An 18,461-nucleotide genomic window follows, 5' to 3' on the forward strand; every position below is an offset into this window, starting at 1 on the left:
GCGCCGCCACGCACCGGCCGGAGTGCCGCAACACGAGCCGTCTAGACTCTGCCCTCAACGGCCCGAGCCCGTGGTCGAAAGCGGGCGAAATCTGCCAGACCCGAAGGGTATTCGGCGTTTTGATACGGATAGATTCAGTCACCAAGCGGTACCCGGACGGCACGGTGGCGGTCGACCGGCTGTCGCTGGAGATACCCGACCGCTCGATCACCGTACTCGTGGGGCCGTCGGGCTGCGGAAAGACGACCACGCTGCGCATGATCAACCGGATGGTCGAGCCCAGCGAGGGCGCCATCCTCATCGACGGCGTGGACAGCCGGCAGCAGCCCGTCAACACCCTGCGCCGGTCCATGGGTTACGTCATCCAGAACGCCGGTCTCTTCCAGCACCGCACGATCCTCGACAACATCGCCACCGTGCCCCGCATGCTGGGCTGGGGCAAGGAGAAGTCCCGCGCCCGGGCACGCGAACTGATGGAGCGGGTGGGACTCGACGGGGCGCTCGCCAAGCGGTACCCCTACCAGCTCTCCGGCGGCCAGCAGCAGCGCGTCGGCGTGGCGCGGGCGCTCGCGGCGGATCCGCCGGTGCTGCTGATGGACGAGCCCTTCTCGGCCGTCGACCCCGTGGTGCGCAAGGGTCTGCAGGACGAACTCCTGCGCATCCAGGAGGAGTTGGGCAAGACCATCGTCTTCGTCACCCACGACATCGACGAGGCCGTCAAGCTCGGCACCATGGTCGCCGTGATGCGCACCGGCGGCCATCTCGCCCAGTTCGCCCCGCCCGCCGAACTGCTCTCCCACCCCGCCGACGCCTTCGTTGAGGACTTCCTCGGCGCCGACCGCGGCATCCGGCGGCTGTCCTTCTTCCCCTCGGCGGGCCTTGAGCTGCTGACCGAGCCGATCGTCGCCGTCGACGCCACCGCCGAGCGGATCGCCGCGGCCGGCACGGGCGACGCCCCCTACCTCCTCGTCACCGACGCCGACGGCAAGCCCCTCGGCTGGAGCGAGCCGCAGAATCTCACCGCCGGGGAGATCGGGGCCGGGCAACTGCTGTCCTACGGCCGCCCGTTCGTGGCCGGTACGGACTCGCTGCGCGCCGCCCTCGACTGCGCCGTGCTCTCGCCCACCGGATGGGCCGTCGCCGTGGACGGGGAGGGTCGGGCCGCCGGGGTCGTCTCGCAGCAGACCATCGGCGAGGCCATCCGTGGTGCGCACGCGGAGCGGAGCGCGGACGGCGAGGGCGCGGACGACGCGGCCCAGAAGGTCGCGCCATGAGCGAACTCTTCGACATGCCCAGCGATCTGCAGAACAGCTACCTCGGACTGGTCGTACTGCACCTGCGCGAGGCACTGATCCCGGTGCTGGCCGGACTGCTCGTGGCACTGCCCGTCGCCCAACTCTGCGTGCGCGTGCGCTGGCTGTACGCGCCCGTGCTGTGGGTGACGACCGTGCTGTACGCGATTCCCTCCCTCGCCTTCTTCGTCATCCTCATCGACTACACCGGCCTGAGCGAACTCACCGTGATGATCCCGCTGGCCGTCTACAGCCTGGTGGTGCTCGTCCCGGCGATCGTGGACGGTGTGCGGTCGGTGCCACAGGAGACCCTGGCCGCCGCCACCGCCATGGGCTTCGGACCCGTACGGCGTTATGTCCAGGTGCAGTTGCCGATCGCGGCGCCCGCGATCATCGCCGGACTGCGGGTGGCGTGCGTGTCGAGCGTGTCCCTCGTCAGCGTCGGCATGCTGATCGGCAACGCGGGAGCCCTCGGCAACCTGCTCAACAGCGGCATGATCTACCATCAGCCACGTCTGATCTGGCTCTCCGTGGTGGGCACGGCCGTCCTCGCCATCCTCGTGGACGCCGCACTGATCGGCCTGCGCGTGCTGCTGACGCCCTGGATGCCGCGCGGCACCCGCAAGAACACGCGCACGCTCGCCGTGAAGGAGGCCGCCCGGTGAACGTCCTGAACTTCATCAACTCATTCTTCAGCGACAACGCCCACTGGCAGGGCTACGACGGCATCCCGACGCGGCTCGCCGAGCACCTCCAGTACACGCTGATGGCGCTCGGTATCGCCGCCGCGGTCGGCCTGCCGATCGGCCTGCTCACGGGCCACACCGGGCGGGGCGGCAACACGCTCGCCCTCATCGCCACCTCAGCGCGTGCGCTGCCCAGCTTCGGCCTGATGGTGCTGATGTTCATCCTGCTGGGCCTGGGCATGGCCCCCGTGATGATCCCCCTGGTGGTGCTCGCCATCCCGCCCATCCTCGTCACCACCTACGAGGCGATGCGCTCCGTCGACCCCGCGCCCGTGGACGCCGCCCGCGGTATGGGCATGGCCGAGACCGCGGTCCTGTTCCGGGTCGAACTGCCCGTCGCCCTCCCGCTGATCCTCAGCGGCCTGCGCTCGGCGGCCATCCAGATCGTCTCGACGGCCACCATCGCGGCGTACGTCAGCTTCGGCGGTCTTGGGCGGTACATCATCGACGGCCTCTACCAGCGCGACTACGAGAAGGTCGTGGGCGGCGCGACGCTGGTCGCCGGCCTGGCCCTGGCGACGCTGGGGTTGTTCTGGGCGGTGGCACGGGTCTCGGTGTCGCCGGGCGTGCGACGGCGCTCCGCTGGTGGCGCCGCGGGGTAGTGCCGCGATGGGTCGTTGTGCGTCTGCGGCCGCGTTGTGGCTGGTCGCGCCCGCGCGGCGGAGCCGCAAATCGATGCAGCCCCGCGCCCCTGGGGCGTTGTGCATCAGCCCTCTGTGCGAGCCAGGGCCAGTTCCAGTACCACGAGGAGGGCGTCCCGTACCGAACCCCGTTCCCGGGCGTCGAAGACCAGCACCGGGACGCCGTCCGTGACGTCGAGGGCCCAGCGGACCTCGTCCAGGGTGTGCTCGACCTTGCCGTCGAAGGCGTTGACGGCGACGGCGAAGGGGATGCCCTTGTGCTCGAAGTAGTCGACGGCGGCGTAGCAGTCGTCCAGGCGGCGGGTGTCGACGATGACGAGCCCGCCGACCGCGCCCTCGACGATGTCGTCCCACATGAAGCCGAACCGCTCCTGGCCGGGCGTGCCGAACAGGTACAGCTTCAGGGTGGGGTCGATGGTGAGGCAGCCGAAGTCCATCGCCACGGTGGTCGTGGTCTTGCGCGGGGTGTGGGTCAGGTCGTCCACGCCCGCCGCGACCTCCGTGATGGCGGCCTCGGTGGTCAGCGGCTCGATCTCGGATATCGAGCCGACCGTGGTGGTCTTGCCCACGCCGAAGCCGCCCGAGATCACCATCTTCACCGGCAGCGGCGGGCGTACGGCGGCGGCCGACCGCTCGGCGGGGACGGTGGCCGGTTCAGTCGGTGTCACTGAGTACCCCTCGTGCGTCGGGGATGGCGCGCAGGCCCTCGATGACCCTGCGCAGGACGGAAGAGTCGTGGACGATGCCGGAGTCGGGCACGTGCACCGTCAACTGCCCCGCGGCGCGCAGGTCCTCGGCGAGGACGCGCACCACGTTCAGGTGCAGCCGCAGCCGGGCCGCGATCTCCGCGAGGGACTGCGGCAGCCGGCACACGGCGACGATGTCGTGCCGTTCGAAGGCGAGCCGGTCGAGCGTGTCGAGACCCTCGGCGGTGGCCACCACCTGGGTCTCGACGGGCATCGACAGGCCGTCGACGCCGGCCGCCACCCGGCCGGCGGTGACCAGGAACGGCCGCACGGCGGAGGCAGGGCCGACCGCGTCCGGGCCGCTGGGGTCCGGGCCGTCCGGTTCCGGGCCGTCCGGGTCCGGCGGTGGGATGCCGTCCGCCATGGGTTGTCCGTCCTTCTCGACCGGGTGCCCCGGTCAGCGGGCCGACGCGGCGCCGACGCTGTTCTTCAGCTCCAGCACCAGCTGCGGGCTGAGGGCGCCGCCGCCGCGGTTGGCGAACACGGTCATCTCGTAGGCGATGTTGCCCAGCTTGGCCTCCTTGTCGGTGACGACGCCGAGCACGGCGCCGCTGCCGATCGCGGAGACCAGGACGTGGCCGCCCTCCAGGTCGATGATGACCTTGTTGAGGCCGCCGAGGCCGTAGTTGCCGGACGCGCCGGCGGCCAGGCTGGTGATGCCGGAGACGATCGCGGCGAGCCGCTCCGAGTCGGCGTGCTCACGCAGCTCGGACACGGCGATGAGGAGGCCGTCGGACGAGACGGCGATGGCGTCCACGACACCGGCCGTCTCCTTCGCGAAGCGATTCAGCAGCCAGGTGAAGTCGGCTGCGGCGGCCTGCAGTTCGGCCGGCGTGGGGCCTCCCGTCGGGGTGCCACCTGTCGACGTGCTCACTGCTCCGCTCCTTCCGGGGGGTCGTTCTGGTCGTGCTTTTGGGGGGTTGGGGATGTGTCCTGGGCGGAGGGTTCTCCGGTCCGAGCTGTATTGCCCGCTCGATCGCCGCCGTGCCCGCTGTCGCGGTGCGCGCGCTCCACGGCGGCCTCGAACTCCTCGATAGCGGCCCGCACCGCGTCCGCGTCCACGGTCCGCACGCCCTGCCGCATCGCCGACTGCTGGGCGGGGGCGCCGACCTGCGTACGGAGGGTCGCGCCTCGGACGCGGCGACGGAGGGGGCGGCCGGCGGCCGGGCCTTCCTCGTCTGCCCTGGTCCGGGCCAGGACAGACAGGTCGGGTTGGTTGGCGCGGGCGTGGTCCGCGGGGGCCGGTGTCTCGCCTCCCCGCTGGGACACCCGGCGGGGGAGAGGACGCAGCCCGTCGCCCTCCGCACCGCTGTCCGACCGTGTGGCATCGCTCTGCGCGTCGGCCGACGGACTGGGTCCGGTGACGGGCGCGGACGGCGTCGTGGCGGTGGGCGCCGAGCCGGTGGCCGACGCGCTGTGGGCGCCGTCGTCCGGCCGCGTCTCCTGGGACGCCACCGCTGCCACGGCCGCCAGCGCCGCCGTAGCCGTACCACCCGTCGTGCTCCCCGTCACCAGCAGCGACGGCGGTATCGCCACCTCGGCCGTCACGCCGCCACCGGGCGTGCGCGACAGCGTGACCGTGATCTCCCAGCGGCGGGCCAGCGCGCCGACCACGAACAGGCCCAGGACCTTCGTCGGGACCAGGTCCAGTCGCTCGCGGCGGACGAGGCGGGCGTTCTCCTCGTCGAGGCGCTCGGGGGTCATCCCGAGGCCGTGGTCGGCGACGACGATCACCGTGCCGCCGTGCTCGCCGTTCGCCACGGTCACCTCGACGGGGCTGCCCTGAGGCGAGAACGACACCGCGTTCTCCAGGAGTTCGGCCACCATCAGCGTGAGGTCGCCGATGACCTCCGGCTCCACCATGGCCTCGGTCCGCGCGCGCAGCTCCACGCGCTGGTAGCCCTCGATCTGGCCGAGTGAGGCGCGTACGAGGTTGGTGAGCGCGGTGGGGCCGGCGTCCAGGTCGGCCTCGTGGATGCCGGCGAGCAGCATCAGGCTGTCGGCGTTGCGGCGCAGGCGTACCGCGATGTGGTCGATGGAGTAGAGGCGCTCCAGGAGCGCGGGGTCGGTCTCGCCCCGCTCCACCGCGTCGATCAGAGCCAGCTGGCGTGTCGTCAGGTTGCTGACCCGGCGGCCCACGTTGCCGAACATCTCGGCCACGTTGCGCCGGCTGAGCACCTGCCGCTCCAGCAGCGCGACCGCCGTCGTCTGCACCTGGTTGAACACGTCCGCGAGCTCGCCGATCTCGTCGCGCGCCGCGACCGGGATCTCGTGCAGCCGCGGCGGACCGTCGTCCTCGGCGTCGTCGTCGGCCACCCGGGCCAGCTCGCGCTCGGCGACGTCGGCGACCTGCCGCGCGGCACCCGTGAGGGCCTGCACCGGCCGGACCACGGAGCGGCGGACCAGCATCACGACGACCAGCCAGACGGCGAAGCCGAACAGGGCGAGCCCCAGCAGCAGGACCGCGTTCAGCGCGGCCTCCTCGGAGGCGTGGTCCGCCCGGTCGGCGATCTGGTCGATGAGCGACGTGGTGATCGCCAGCCGGGTCTTGGCCTGGTCGCGATAGGCGGGGTAGGAGTCGAGCGCTTCCGCGAGCGACTTGCGGATCTCGGCGGGCGAATCGGCCTGCACCGCGCCGGGGTCGATCTGCAGCTCGGCGAACTGTCGGCTGATGACGTTCTGCGCGGCGGTGTACTTGATCCCGTTGAGCTGGGCGGTCTGTGCCTCGGTGGCGAACCGGGCGAAGCGGTCGGCCTGGTGGGTGTACTCGTCGTAGGAGCCGATCGCGCCGATGAACTCGATGAGCGCGTTGGAGTCACCGGTCGACGCGGAGAAGACGCCGGTCTCGAAGGCGCCGTGGGCGGCGCCCGCACGCAGCAGCGAGTCGAGCAGGTTGCCGGTGAAGGTGGTCGCGAGCTCGGGGTTGTGGTCCAGTCCCAGGCCGTCGATCAGGCCCTTGGAGGCGTGGGTGTACGCCAGGTCGATGCTCTCGGCGGGCAGGTACCCCTGCCCGACGGTGCCGCGCAGGCTGCTCAGGCCCTCGACCCCCTTCAGGGCCTGTGCCTCGGTCTTCGGCAGCCGGTCCCCGAAGGCGTCGCGCACCCGGTCGACCTGGGCGTTCACCATGGACTGCGCGGTGCGGTAGGCGGCGGACGAGGGTGCGCGGCCCTCGGTGGCCTCGTGCCGTACGGAGAGCAGGACGGCCTGCTGGTGCTCGGAGGCCAGCCGGTCGACGAGTGTGGCGACCTCGACGCTCTCCCGGACCAGTTGCGCGGCGTCCGCCGCGTTGCGCGACTGCGCGCTCTGTTCGGCGATGAGGTAGGCGAGGAGGACCGCGACCACGGTCAGCGGTACGCCGACCAGAAGGTTGAGTTTGCGCCGGAAGGGCCAGCGGTCGGCGAGACCGCGCAGCCGACGCGGGCGGGGCACACCGGCCTCGTTCGTGGACACCGGGTTGCCTCCTTCGTGGGCGTCACACGGCGCGCGAGGTCTTCACGTGACCGTAATTGATCGGCTCTTGAACGGTTGAATGCGCACGTCACCCCCGCCAACGTCGGGGAGACTACCGCCTCTTGCCGTTCGTGACCGGAACTGTACGTCAAGAATCCGTTACAACACCCTCCGCCCCAAGCGTCCCCCCTTAACATTCCGCCCCACACCTGATCGCAAGTGACCGTTGTTCGAGGCCAATCGGTGACCGGATTGCTCTTGACTGAGGGAGAACTGGCTGGATTGGATCAGTGGAAGAGTGGAAGAGCTTTCTTCGCTCACCCAATCCCCAGCATCCGGAACGGGAATCGTGACTCTCACCGCCGCAAGCAGCAGGTCCCTCAGGAACCATCCCGGCGCGGCCGCCATCGCGCTCGCCGCCACGGCGGCGCTGCTGGCGGGCTGCTCCTCCTCCGACAAGTCCGACCCGCTCGCCGGGGACAAGCCGAGCGGCGACACCGTCGTCGTCGGCTCGAACAACTTCGCCGAGAGCATCCTGCTCGCCGACATCTACGGCGAGGCCCTCAAGGCCAAGGGCATCAAGGTCACCTACAAGCCCAACATCGGCAGCCGCGAGACCACCTACGGCCTGCTGCGCAACGGCTCCGTGACGGTCCTGCCGGAGTACAACGGCTCGCTGCTCGCCTACCTCGACTCGAAGGCGGAGCAGAAGTCGGCGGACGCCGTGAACGCCGCGGTGAAGACCAAGCTGGACGCCAAGCTGACGCTGCTGGAGTCGTCGCCGGCCGAGGACAAGGACTCCGTCAGCGTCAACGCGGAGACGGCGAAGAAGTACAAGCTGACCGCCGACTCCAGCCTTGAGGACCTCAAGGACATCGCCCCGGACCTGGTGATCGGCGGCTCGCCCGAGTTCCAGACCCGGCAGCAGGGCCTGAAGGGCCTGGAGTCCGTATACGGCCTGAAGTTCAAGTCCTTCAAGGCGCTGGACGCCGGCGGCCCGCTGACCCAGGCCGCGCTGGCGAAGAACACCGTGCAGGCGGCGGACATCTTCACGACGGACCCGACCATCACCAAGGAGGGCTTCGTCGTCCTGAAGGACCCGAAGAACCTCTTCGGCTTCGCGAACGTGACCCCGCTGGTCTACAAGAGCGGCCTCTCCCAGGAGGGCGTCGACGCGCTCAACGCGGTCTCGGCCAAGCTGGACACCAAGACCCTGCTCGACCTGGACACCCAGGTCCAGCTGGAGAACAAGGACCCGCTCGACGTGGCCAAGGCCTGGCTGAAGTCGGCCGGCCTCGACTGACGTCCCGCACGGCGGGGTTGTGGAGCCGGCCGATGCCGCCCACGACCCCGCCGTACTGCTGTCGGGAGCCGCTCAGTAGCCGACCTGGAAGGTGGCGTCCTGCCGCTCGGTGGCCGTGGAGACCGGGTCGATGCGCAGCGCGAAGTCGGCGTGCCTGATGTACCGCGTCGGGTTGTTGTACGAGCGGAACGACGACCAGGACGAGTCGGCGAGCCCGGCCGTCCGGTAGAAGGTCGCGTCGCCGGCGAACACCGACGTGCCGTCGTTCTCGTCGACGCGCAGGGCGTAGTTGTAGTGCCGCAGGTACCGGGTCGGGTAATTGACCGACTGGAGCGAGACGGCGGAGGAGTCGGCGAGGCCCGGCACCAGCTTCCACTGCGAGTCGGGGAACGGGTCGAAGGGGTACGCGTCTATCCGCCCCGCGAATCCGCTGTGCCGGACGTAACGCGCCGGGTAGTTGTAGGACTTGAGCCGGTTCCAGGCGGGAGCGCCCCACTTGGCGATGAGGTTGTTGTACTCGGTCGACGTGATCGGGTGGATGCCGCAGTGCTTGGAGTTGAGCGGCTGGGTGTAGAGCTTCTGGTCCACGGCCGTCCAGGTGCCGGAGGCCAGATCGGTGCTCTGCCAGGCGTAGAAGACGCCGTTCGGCGTGTACGTGTCTCCCCAGAGGTACCACGTGTTGCTCGTCAGGGACTTCACCACGGTCGGGGCCTCGGTGCCGCCGTGCGCGACCCCGGTGCTGAACGGGGTGAAGCTGCCGGGGTTCAGGGTCGTCGAGCGGGCGCCGACCAGGGTCTGGTCCTTCTTGTAGTAGAGGTAGTTGACCCCGTTCACGCCGACGGTGAGGTTGCCGTCGATGACGTCGTAGCCGGGGTCGAAGAAGACCTGCGGGTTCGTCGACGTACGGAAGTCCGTCGTGTAGCTGACCATGATGACGTTGTGGCCGCTGCTGTTCACCGACGAGTAGAGGATGCCGTACTGGCCGCGTGAGGCGTCCCAGAACGCCTCCGGCGCCCAACTGTGCGTGGTGGTCATGTCGTGCAGCTTCAGCAGGCGGTAGCCGGTGAAGGTGCGCAGGTCGGTGGAGTCCCAGACGTGGATGTAGACGCTGTTGCGGGTCCAGTCCGTGCCGCTCAGGTCGGTCGCGAGGACGACGAAGGTGCCGTCCTGCTTGCGCAGCAGGAACGGGTCGCGCAGGCCCTTCGCGCCGAGGGTCGGGGTGGCGACGGGGGCGTTCTGGTTGAGCGGCGTCCAGCGCAGGGCGTCGGTGCTGACGGCCAGGTGGAGGTTGTAGTTCGCCTCCAGCATGGTGTTGGACTCGGTGAAGTAGACCATCGCGTACGCCGAGTCGGCGGCATGGGCGGTCCCCGCGCCGAGGGCCAGGGCGCCGGTCGTGGCGAGCGGGACGCTCGCTGCCATGCCGAGGAAGTGTCTGCGGGACGGGTTCGTCATGCGGCTCTCCAGGGTGCGGGGGGTGAGGGGGTGTGGGGGGCTTCCGAACTGTCGGCATTTCGAACGCGGTTCGGTGAATCGACCAGAAGGTAGGAGAGTGCGGAGGGCGCGTCAATCACATGGTCGTCCTTGGCGGTTTCCCGCCACCGGACGCGACGGCCTCGGTTCAGCTCGCCTTGCGGGCGTCGGCGATCAGCTGGTCGATCAGGGCGATCAGCACGTCCCGGCACGACTCGCGCTCCCGCGCGTCGCACAACAGCACCGGCACGTCCGCCGGGAGCGCGAGGGCGTCCCGGATGTCCTCGGCGGGGTAGGGATGTTCGCCGTGGAAGCCGTTGACGCCGACCACGAAGGGGATGCCCCGGCGCTCGAAGAAGTCGATCGCCGCGAAGCTGGAATCGGGCCGGCGGACGTCCACCAGGACCACGGCCCCCAGCGCCCCGATCGCCAGGTCGTTCCACATGAACCAGAACCGCTGCTGCCCGGGCGTACCGAACAGATATAGCACCAGCTCGCGGCTGATGGTGATCCGGCCGAAGTCCAGGGCCACGGTGGTGGCGTGCTTCTCCTCGATGCCGTTGAGGTCGTCGATGCCGAGGCCCGCGACGGTCAGCGGCTCCTCGGTGCGCAACGGGGCGATCTCGCTGACCGACCCGACCATGGTGGTCTTGCCGACACCGAAGCCGCCGGCGATGAGGATCTTGACCGTGGCGGGCGGCGCGATCGCCTCCACGGTGGTGTCAGAGCCGGCCAAGGCCGTCCCTCACTTTCTGCAGCAGGTCCAGGTTCGGGGTGCGGGGAGTGACGGGGTGCGGCGGGTGCACGGTGATCAGACCCGCCTCCAGCAGATCGCAGAGCATGATGGCGACCACGCTCACCGGGAGGTCGAGATGGGCCGCGAGCTCCGCGACCGCGATCGGCCGCGCGCAGCGCCGCAGGATCCCCGCCTGCTCGGGCTGCGGCCGCGGCGCCCGCTCCGGCGGTGGATCCACCGCCGTCACCGTCGTGATGAGCGTGAAGTCGCTGCGGCTGGGCCGGGTCCGGCCACCGGTCAGCGTGAACGGACGTACCAGCCGCCCCGCCGTATCGTCTCCGCCCACCTCACGCGCCAGGGCCGACATGGGCCCGCGGTGCCGCCGACAGGTGCTCGCCGATCTTCTTCACCAGCATGTTCATCTGGTACGCCACCACGCCGACGTCGGCGCCCTGGTTGGTGAGCACGACGAGGTGGGCGCCCGGTCCGGCGGAGGTCAGGATCAGATAGCTGTGGGCCATCTCGATCAGCGCCTGGCGCACCGGTCCGCCCCGGAAGTCCATGCTGACGCCCTTGCTGAGGCTCATCAGGCCGGACGCGGTCGCCGCCAGCCGCTCGGCGTCGTCGCGCAGGAACCCGGTGGACCTGCTGACGACCAGCCCGTCCTCGGAGAGGACGACGGCGTGGTTGACGTCGGCGACCCGCTCCACGAGTCCGGTGAGCAACTGGTCGAGCTGGGTGTCCGTGGCGGGGGTGGGGCGTGTCATGGCGGTGTCCTTCATGAGCGGTCGGCGGGCGGGGTGGAGGACGTGGGGGAGGAGGCGGCCGAGGCGGCGTCGGCCGAGGGCGGTTCCTCGCGGGCGGAATCGTCACGCGCCCGCCGAGCGGCCGGGACCCGCGGATCCGGCGCCTCGGACACCTCCGGAACCTCGCCGTCGGCGCCGTCCCGAGCTTCGAGCGTGCCTCGCTGGAAGGCGGCGAGGGCGGCCGGGCCTTGGTGGTCTGTGGCTCCCGGTGCGTAGGGGGACTCGTCGCCGCAGTCGTCGCGGGCCTGGAGCGTGCCCCGCTGGAAGCAGGCGAGGGAAGAGGCGGCTCGTTCCGCCGTGAAGTCGTCGGCGGGGTCGCTCTCTTCGGCGGTCGAGGCCTCCTCGCGCAGTTCGGCGGCCAGGCTGGTCTGGGGGACGCGGCGCGGGAGCGGGGAGAGGCCGTCGCGGCGAAGGGCGGGTGGGGTGGGTTCGGTGCGGGCCGGGACGACGGGTCGGGACTCCCGTACCGGCTCCTCCGGTTCGGCGGCACCGGCGTGCTCCACCTCCTCCCGGTCCGGGGCGGCGGACACCTCCCGTACCACGACGTCGTGCGGGATCAGCACGATCGCCGTCGTGCCGCCGTACGGCGAGGAGCGCAGCGTGACGGCGATGCCGTGCCGCCGGGCGAGCCGGCCGATCACGAACATGCCGAGCCGCAGGTCGTCGGCGAGCGCCACCACGTCGAACTGCGGGGGCTCGGCCAACTGGGCGTTGACGGAGTCGTAGTCCTCCTCCGCCATGCCTAGGCCGCGGTCCTCGATCTCCACGGCCAGGCCCTTGGCCACCATCGCGGCCCGCACGCCGACCGGCGCGGGCGCGGGGGAGTACAGGGTGGCGTTCTCGATGAGCTCGGCCAGCAGATGGATGACGTCGGCCACCGCGGGCGGCGCGAGGTGCACCTCCTCCTCGGTGTGCACCTCCACCCGCTGGTACTCGGCGACCTCGCCGACGGCGCTGCGCAGGATGTCGATCAGCGCGACCGGCTCGCTCCAGCTGCGGCCCGGACGCTCACCGCTGATGATGACGAGGTTCTCCTCGTAGCGGCGCAACTGGCTGGCGGTGGAGTCCAGTTCGTAGAGCCCCTTGAGGATGTCGGGGTCCTGGTGCGCGCGCTCCAGCGCGTCCAGCTTGGTGAGCTGGAGGTTGACCAGGTTCTGGCTCTGCCGGGCGATGCCGAGGATGATCTTCTGGAAGCCGCGCCGGGTGTCGGCGAGTTCCACGGCGGTGTGCACGGCGGTGCGCTGCGCGGTGTTGAACGCCTTGGCCACCTGGCCGAGTTCGTCGTGGCCGTAGTCGAGCGGCGGCGTCGCCAGCTCCACGTCGACCGTCTCGCCTCGCTCCAGCCGGGCCACCACGTCGGGCAGCCGATCGTGGGCGAGGCCCAGGGTGGCCTCCCGCAGGCCCCGCAGGCGCCGGGACAGCGAGCGGGTGATCCGCCAGGACATCCCGACGCACAGCAGCAGGGCGACCAGTCCGCCCGCGCTCAGGGAGGCGGCCTTGATCAGCAGGCCGCGCGCGTTGTCGGCGCTGCCCTGCAGCAGGCCGGTCGTCTGCTGGCGGATCAGGACCTCGTACTCGTCGGAGACCTTGACCAGCGCGGCCCGCCACTCCTTCTGCGCGTCGGGTACGACGATGTCGCCCTCGGCACCTGCCGCCGCCCGGGCCGCCAGCACCCGGTCCTCGACGGACTCCAGGGTCCGCCACTGCGGGCCGTCCAGGATCCGCTCGGTCTCCGACTTCGCGCTCCCCGTGAGCGAGGGGAGGATCTGGTCCTCGACGAGCCAGCGGCGGGTGTTCACCAGCTCCGCGAACTCGGTCCAGGTCTTCTCGTCCATCTTCCGCGACGGCGAGGCCAGCGTCAGCAACGCGTCCTCCCGGGACATCAGTTCCGCCGCGTGCTCCAGCGAGACCAGCGGACCGGCCTGCGAGGTGAGATCGCCGTCGTCGACCTGGGAGAGCTCCTGGAAGGCGTGGATCTGGTCGTCGATGATCGACGTGTACTGGCCCAGCGCCTGCTTGGCGGGAATGTCGGCCGGGTTGTCCACCTGGCCCCGGTAGTACTCCAGGCTGCTCACCGACGCGACGACCGAGTACAGCCGGTCTTTGATCCGCGAGGGCGCCTGCTGGATCGCGTCCGACTGGGCGAGGAGCTTGGAGACGGCCTTGTCGGTCTTGCCGCGCTGCGCGTCGAGTGCCGTGCGGGCGGCCTCCTGACGTGTGGCGAGCCATACGGCCGAGTAGCTGCGCTCCTGCTGGAGCGCGAGCGTGGCCTCGGTGCCCATGGCCCCGGTCGACTTGCTCAACCCGGTCTGCGAGCGCAGCCGCAGGCCCTCCGAGAACATCTGGATCGTCGTCACGCTCCAGACGGCGGCGAGCGTGACGCTGGGGACCAGCGCGAGGAGGATCAGGGAGAGACGTATGGAGCCGAGGCGGCGCCGGGGACCTGTCCGTGGAGACATTGTCGTCCTAGGGCGATCAGCGGAAGGCGGGGAGGGCGGGGAGGGCGGGGAGGGGACGGGCGCGAGGGGGGTGGTCGCGCATGTCCGGCACGTCACAGGGGGTTCGCAGGATGTTATCCGTACATGTGGACGTACACGTCACACCTGACCGAATCTTTGGCGACACCGACGGCAGAAGTGTCCGGTCAGCGGGACCCGTTGGCGGCGAACTTCGCGACCGCGGCGACGTTCGACTTGGTGACGAACGCCGGCCCGGTGAGCACCGGGGCCTCGCCGCCGCCGAGGGTGTTGCCGTTGGTCCGGTACAGCCAGAGCGAGTCCACGGCGAGGTAGCCCTGCAGATACGGCTGCTGATCCACCGCGAACTGCACGTCCCCGTCCTGGACCGCCTTGACGAGGTCCTCGTTGAGATCGAAGGTCGCGACCCGCGCCTTGCTGCGCGCCTCGTCGGTCGACTTCACCGCGGCGAGCGCGAACTGCGCGCCGAGCGTGACGACTTCGTCGATGCTCGGGTCCTGCGCCAGCCGGGACGCGACGGTGGCGGTCACCGCGTCCATGTCGGTGCCGTCGACATAGAGGTTCTCGGTCTCGCCGCCGAAGGTCTTCTTCACGCCCGCACAGCGTGCCTCCAGGGCGACGTTGCCGCGCTCGTGGATGACGCACAGCGCGTGCTTGGCCTTCAGATCGTCGAGCTTGCCGCCGACGGCGCGGCCCGCGACGCTCTCGTCCTGGCCGAAGTAGCCCAGCAGTCCGGCGGACCGCCAGTCGTCTATACCGGAGTTGAGGCCGACCACGGGTATGCCCGCTCTGCGCGCCTCGCCGACGGGACCCGTCATCGCCGACGGCTTGGCGAGGGTCACCGCGATGCCGTCGACCTTCTGCCGGACCGCGTCACGCAGCAACTCGGCCTGCCCTGCCGCGTCCGTGTCGCTCACGTAGGTCAGATCGATGCCGTCCTTGGCGGCCGCGGCCTGGGCGCCCTTGCGTACCAGCTGCCAGAAGGCGTCGTCCTTGCCGCCGTGGGCGACGAGGGTGACCTTCAGTCCTGCGGTGCTCGCCGCAGCGTCGGCGTCCGATGCGTCGTCGGTCGCGCCGAGGGCGGAGCAGCCGGCCAGCAGCAGACACGCGGCGGCCGTGAGGGCCGCGAGCCGAGCGGAACGGGAGGAGGGGGGTGGGGTCTTCATGAGGGTGCGGCACCTCGCTGTGCGGCCGAGCCGGAGGAACGAACGAGAGGACGGTCGGTGCCGGGAGGGGAGTGCGCCGACCTGTGAACTCTCGCTGAGGCGGAGCCAATCGCGTGTGACCACCGGTAGTCAAGTGTGCAACCACAAGGCGTGAGTCGTTGCTCCCACATCGTGATGAACCGCTGGCCGGAGGGCGGACCGGGCTCTGGCCCGCCCACATCGCTTGCGCCCGCAAACCGGGTCAACTCGGCTTGCGTGCCACCGCCCCGTACATCGCGATGTCCGCGTCCCGGACCACCTCGGTGCCGGCGCCGTCCGGACGCCACTTGTGGACCTGGACGATGCCCGGCTCGACGAGGTCCACATCGGTGAAGAAATCGCCGGCCTCGTCGAGGGTGCGCAGCCGCATCGGCATGCCCCGGGCCGCGTACTCCCGGGCGACCCGGCCGACCTCGTCCGGCGCGAACTCGGCCGTGCCGATGGACATCGCGAGGTAACTCCCCGCGGGCAGCGGTTCGAGCAGCCGCCGCACGATCCCCACGGCATCGTGCTCGTCCAGCAGGAAGTGCACGATCGCGATGACGGTGAGCCCGACCGGCTCACCGAGATCGAGGGTCTCGCGAAACGCCGGGGCGTCGAGCACGGCCGCGGGGTCGCGCATATCGGCTTCGATGTACGCCGTCCCGCCCTCGGGCGTGCCGGACATCAGCCCTTGGGACAGCGTGAGCACGAGCGGGTCGTTGTCGACGTACACGACCCGGGACTCCGGGGCGACCGACTGGGCGATCTCATGGATGTTGGGCGAGGTCGGTATCCCGGTCCCGATGTCGAGGAACTGCCGAATCCCGGCCTCGGCGGCGAGAAACCGCACGGCACGGTTCATGAAGTCCCGGTTGGCCCGCATGTGAACGGGCAAGGCGGGCCACTCACGCACCATGGCGTCGCCCGCTTCCTGATCGGCGGGGTAGTAGTCCTTGCCGCCGATGATGTAGTCGTAGATGCGGGCGGAGTGGGCGGTGTCGGTGTCGATACGGTCGGTGGACATGAAGCCTCCGGAGCGTCGGCGTCGGGCCGGGTCAGTTTGTCAACTGCCCTAGAGTGCTGGGAAGTTGGCGGGAGAGTGCCAACCTGATAGGGGCGCGGGGAACTGCGCGACCAGCCCCCACGGCGCCGCACCCGCCGAACTCACCCAGCCCCAACGACGCTCCGGCGACGGTCCCGCCGACGCCGCCGCGGCTCCTGATCCGGCAACCACCCGAACGCGAGAGAACTCCCCGCCACACCCAGCGACAGCCCCACGAAGAACCCACCAAGGTTCGACGTAGGCCAGGTCCCCAGGGAAACCAGCACCCCGGTGATCGAGTAGAAGAGCCGCTGCGCCGGGTTGAACAGAACCAGCAACCCCAGCAACACCATCAGCCCCGGCAGCAGATACCCGGCCAGCCCCTGCATACCGACATGCAGAACGACCTTCAGCGAAGCCTTCATCGTGAGCAGAATCCACGCCCCGCCCAGCGCGAGCAACACTCCGCCCCAGAACGGCCGGTCGGCCCGCCAACGACGGAAGGCCGACCGGAATCCGACGCGCGAGCTCACGGGCAACCCGAGCCGCTGAACCGAAGCTTCAGCCCGGGAAGCCTGAACACTCCGGCAGTCGTCGCGTAGTTGGTCTGCCGCAGATTGGCGATGCGCACGGTGTCCGCCTGCTGGCTGAAGACACCGATCGGCCCCTTCACCCCGGCCTTGGTCAACGTACTCGCGTCGTTGCCGATCTCGATGTTGTCGAACGCCGCGTCCCCCGACAGCTCGGTCGAGTCGGTGGTCAGGTCGACCGCGGTCACCTTCTCCGACCCGCCACCCGCGGTGATGAGCAGGTTGGTGCCGCCGAGGTCGACGCTCTGGCACAGCTTCGTGAGCGTCGCGTTCTTGATCGCGGACGTGACGACCAGCACCTGGCCGCCGGTGTCCCCCTCGTTGGGGCTGCCCGGCGCCATGTTGTCCAGGCCGCCGAACTGCTCGAACCCGGTGCCGTTGAGCTCGGTCGCGGTGACCGTGAAGGGCATGCCGGAGATGGCGAACTGCACGCCCAGCGCGCCCTCGGCGGTGAGGACGGCGAGGGCGCCGGCGACGAGGGTTGCCGGCACCGCCATCACGGCGGCCCGACGTGCCCGGACCCGCCCGCGTCTCGCGGGACCGTCGGGGGTTTCGGCGGCTTCGGACACGGAACCGCTTTCCGGGTTCTCGGGTGTGTTGTCGGCGGACGAGGTGACGTCCGAGGACGTGGCCATAACTGCTCCCAGGTGCATAAAAGTGCGGGTAGGGCATCAGCGGCACGTTGTCCTGGCGCGGACAGCGCCCACGGCGCACGTCTCCTCACAACTCCCGGCGGGTGCAAGGGCTTTCTCGTACTCCGCAGTAGCCAGCCGGGAAGTTACCGGTGGTTACACATGAGGGTCAAGACAGTTGTGTAAAAAGGGTGTTGGTTGTGTGCCACCTGTGGGTCAAGGGCTTCCGGGAGCCTCAAAAAGCTCCACAGGAAACATCAACGCCCTTGCAACGCCTTGACGTTGACCGACCCTCAGGTCTACAACTCTCCCTGGCTCCCCCCTGGATCCGTGGCGCCGGATCCGCCGCCGCGCGGCCTCTGCCCGCGTTCCCGGACCTGATGTCCTTCACATTTCCTTTCCGCCTCATTCCGCGAGATCACTCCACGGCGCCGTCACGGTCGCTTCCCCCTCGGTCCGTGCCGGCCACCCCCCGCCCGGTCCGGCCGGAGCCCTCCCCACGGTCTCCGGCCGGCCACCGGTCGGGCTGCCGTTGCCGGTCCGTGTCGTACGGAGAAGGCGTCACGGACCGGCAACAGCCCACGCGGAACTCGCGCACCCTCCACCCCCGGGGCCCTCCACCTCCACCTCCACCCCCCGAACCCCCTGAGCCCTCAGACCCTCAGGGCACTCCCCCGCAACGAAAGACGAGGTACACCCGCATGCGCGCACGCACCTTCCTCACCCTCGCCGGCACCGTCGCCGCCCTCGGGCTCGCCGTCCCCGCCTCGGCCGCCGACACCCCGGTCCTGACCACCACCGACGGAGCGGCCGTCGCGGTCGGTGCCGTGCTCGACGCGTCCCTGGCGAGCGGCACCGCCGCCACGTTCTACTCGAGCGCGACCGGCACCAGCGGCATCTCCTGCACCAGCTCGGCGTTCTCCGCCACCGTCACCGACAACCCCGCCGCCCCCGGCACCGCCACCGAGTCGCTGACCTCCCACACCTTCGACACCAGCGGCTGCACCGCCAACGTCACCGGTGTGCTCGGCGTCAGCGGCGTCACCGTCGACAACCTGCCGTACACCACCAGCGTGTCCTCCGACGGCACGGTCACCGTGACTCCGGCCGCGGGCTCCGCCATCCAGTCCACGGTCACGCTGCGCACCCTGCTCGGCAGCATCACCTGCGTCTACCAGGCGCCGAGCCTCTCCGGCACGGCGAGCAACGCCGACAACAGCATCGCCTTCGCCAACCAGCCGTTCACCAAGACGTCGGGTTCGTCGCTGTGCTTCAGCAACGCCTACTTCACCGCCAAGTACGCTCCGGTGACGACCTCGGGCCTCGCCGTCAACGTCAACTGA

18 protein-coding genes are annotated in these 18,461 nt (G+C 70.2%); 5 read left to right on the forward strand and 13 right to left on the reverse strand.

Annotated features, from left to right (window positions below; translation table 11 throughout):
• Positions 1–119 precede the first annotated feature (119 nt).
• Genes ACIA8X_RS16230 through ACIA8X_RS16240 form a run of 3 tightly spaced genes read left to right on the forward strand, consistent with a single transcriptional unit; the run spans position 120 to position 2,640 of the window.
• Entirely contained in the window at positions 120–1,274 is a 1,155-nt protein-coding gene (locus ACIA8X_RS16230) for an ABC transporter ATP-binding protein (RefSeq protein ID WP_399458512.1), read from the forward strand.
• On the forward strand, positions 1,271–1,957 hold the full coding sequence (locus tag ACIA8X_RS16235; RefSeq protein ID WP_393447572.1) for an ABC transporter permease: 687 nt from the start codon (positions 1,271–1,273) through the stop codon (positions 1,955–1,957). Before ACIA8X_RS16230 ends, ACIA8X_RS16235 begins: the two co-directional genes overlap by 4 nt.
• On the forward strand, positions 1,954–2,640 hold the full coding sequence (locus ACIA8X_RS16240) for an ABC transporter permease (protein WP_393447574.1): 687 nt from the start codon (positions 1,954–1,956) through the stop codon (positions 2,638–2,640). The genes ACIA8X_RS16235 and ACIA8X_RS16240 overlap by 4 nt, the downstream gene beginning before the upstream one ends.
• A 104-nt stretch (positions 2,641–2,744) precedes the next feature.
• Here ACIA8X_RS16240 and ACIA8X_RS16245 read toward each other — a convergent pair whose 3' ends face one another.
• The 4 genes from ACIA8X_RS16245 to ACIA8X_RS16260 are packed head-to-tail and all read right to left on the reverse strand — an operon-like array spanning position 2,745 to position 6,875.
• Positions 2,745–3,347 carry an ATP/GTP-binding protein gene (locus ACIA8X_RS16245; RefSeq protein ID WP_393447576.1) on the reverse strand — a complete coding sequence of 201 codons (603 nt, stop codon included), beginning with the start codon at positions 3,345–3,347 and terminating at the stop codon, positions 2,745–2,747.
• On the reverse strand, positions 3,334–3,789 hold the full coding sequence (locus tag ACIA8X_RS16250; protein ID WP_399458513.1) for a DUF742 domain-containing protein: 456 nt from the start codon (positions 3,787–3,789) through the stop codon (positions 3,334–3,336). Before ACIA8X_RS16250 ends, ACIA8X_RS16245 begins: the two co-directional genes overlap by 14 nt.
• 33 nt (positions 3,790–3,822) lie before the next feature.
• Complete coding sequence (locus tag ACIA8X_RS16255; protein ID WP_399458514.1) at positions 3,823–4,299, reverse strand: roadblock/LC7 domain-containing protein; 477 nt, start codon at positions 4,297–4,299, stop codon at positions 3,823–3,825.
• Entirely contained in the window at positions 4,296–6,875 is a 2,580-nt protein-coding gene (locus tag ACIA8X_RS16260; RefSeq protein ID WP_399458515.1) for an ATP-binding protein, read from the reverse strand. Before ACIA8X_RS16260 ends, ACIA8X_RS16255 begins: the two co-directional genes overlap by 4 nt.
• A 349-nt stretch (positions 6,876–7,224) precedes the next feature.
• On the opposite strand from ACIA8X_RS16260, the gene ACIA8X_RS16265 reads away from it, so the two are divergent.
• Positions 7,225–8,178, forward strand: coding sequence for an ABC transporter substrate-binding protein (locus tag ACIA8X_RS16265; RefSeq protein ID WP_393447584.1), 954 nt, complete (start codon positions 7,225–7,227; stop codon positions 8,176–8,178).
• Between the two features lie 72 nt (positions 8,179–8,250).
• On the opposite strand, the gene ACIA8X_RS16270 is transcribed toward ACIA8X_RS16265, so the two are convergent.
• From ACIA8X_RS16270 to ACIA8X_RS16310, 9 genes are all read right to left on the reverse strand, one after another.
• Positions 8,251–9,630 (reverse strand): glycoside hydrolase family 43 protein, encoded by a 1,380-nt coding sequence (locus ACIA8X_RS16270; RefSeq protein WP_399458516.1) that lies wholly within the window; start codon positions 9,628–9,630, stop codon positions 8,251–8,253.
• Between the two features lie 166 nt (positions 9,631–9,796).
• Entirely contained in the window at positions 9,797–10,384 is a 588-nt protein-coding gene (locus ACIA8X_RS16275) for a GTP-binding protein (protein WP_399458517.1), read from the reverse strand.
• Positions 10,371–10,751 (reverse strand): DUF742 domain-containing protein, encoded by a 381-nt coding sequence (locus ACIA8X_RS16280; protein ID WP_393447590.1) that lies wholly within the window; start codon positions 10,749–10,751, stop codon positions 10,371–10,373. Before ACIA8X_RS16280 ends, ACIA8X_RS16275 begins: the two co-directional genes overlap by 14 nt.
• Positions 10,732–11,151, reverse strand: coding sequence for a roadblock/LC7 domain-containing protein (locus tag ACIA8X_RS16285; protein ID WP_393447592.1), 420 nt, complete (start codon positions 11,149–11,151; stop codon positions 10,732–10,734). Before ACIA8X_RS16285 ends, ACIA8X_RS16280 begins: the two co-directional genes overlap by 20 nt.
• Positions 11,152–11,162: 11 nt before the next feature.
• Positions 11,163–13,649 carry a nitrate- and nitrite sensing domain-containing protein gene (locus ACIA8X_RS16290; protein ID WP_393447594.1) on the reverse strand — a complete coding sequence of 829 codons (2,487 nt, stop codon included), beginning with the start codon at positions 13,647–13,649 and terminating at the stop codon, positions 11,163–11,165.
• A gap of 185 nt (positions 13,650–13,834) precedes the next feature.
• Complete coding sequence (locus tag ACIA8X_RS16295) at positions 13,835–14,833, reverse strand: substrate-binding domain-containing protein (RefSeq protein ID WP_399458518.1); 999 nt, start codon at positions 14,831–14,833, stop codon at positions 13,835–13,837.
• 241 nt (positions 14,834–15,074) lie between these two features.
• Positions 15,075–15,878: an SAM-dependent methyltransferase gene (locus ACIA8X_RS16300; protein WP_399458519.1), complete on the reverse strand. Its 804-nt coding sequence runs from the start codon at positions 15,876–15,878 to the stop codon at positions 15,075–15,077.
• A gap of 140 nt (positions 15,879–16,018) precedes the next feature.
• Positions 16,019–16,429, reverse strand: coding sequence for a DUF6114 domain-containing protein (locus ACIA8X_RS16305; protein ID WP_393447600.1), 411 nt, complete (start codon positions 16,427–16,429; stop codon positions 16,019–16,021).
• Positions 16,426–17,121: a DUF6230 family protein gene (locus tag ACIA8X_RS16310; protein WP_399458520.1), complete on the reverse strand. Its 696-nt coding sequence runs from the start codon at positions 17,119–17,121 to the stop codon at positions 16,426–16,428. Before ACIA8X_RS16310 ends, ACIA8X_RS16305 begins: the two co-directional genes overlap by 4 nt.
• Before the next feature lie 698 nt (positions 17,122–17,819).
• Between ACIA8X_RS16310 and ACIA8X_RS16315 the strand changes: the two genes are divergently transcribed.
• Entirely contained in the window at positions 17,820–18,461 is a 642-nt protein-coding gene (locus ACIA8X_RS16315; RefSeq protein WP_393447604.1) for a Tat pathway signal sequence domain protein, read from the forward strand.

Source organism: Streptomyces sp. NPDC051738 (genome assembly GCF_044453205.1).
Taxonomy (GTDB): domain Bacteria; phylum Actinomycetota; class Actinomycetes; order Streptomycetales; family Streptomycetaceae; genus Streptomyces.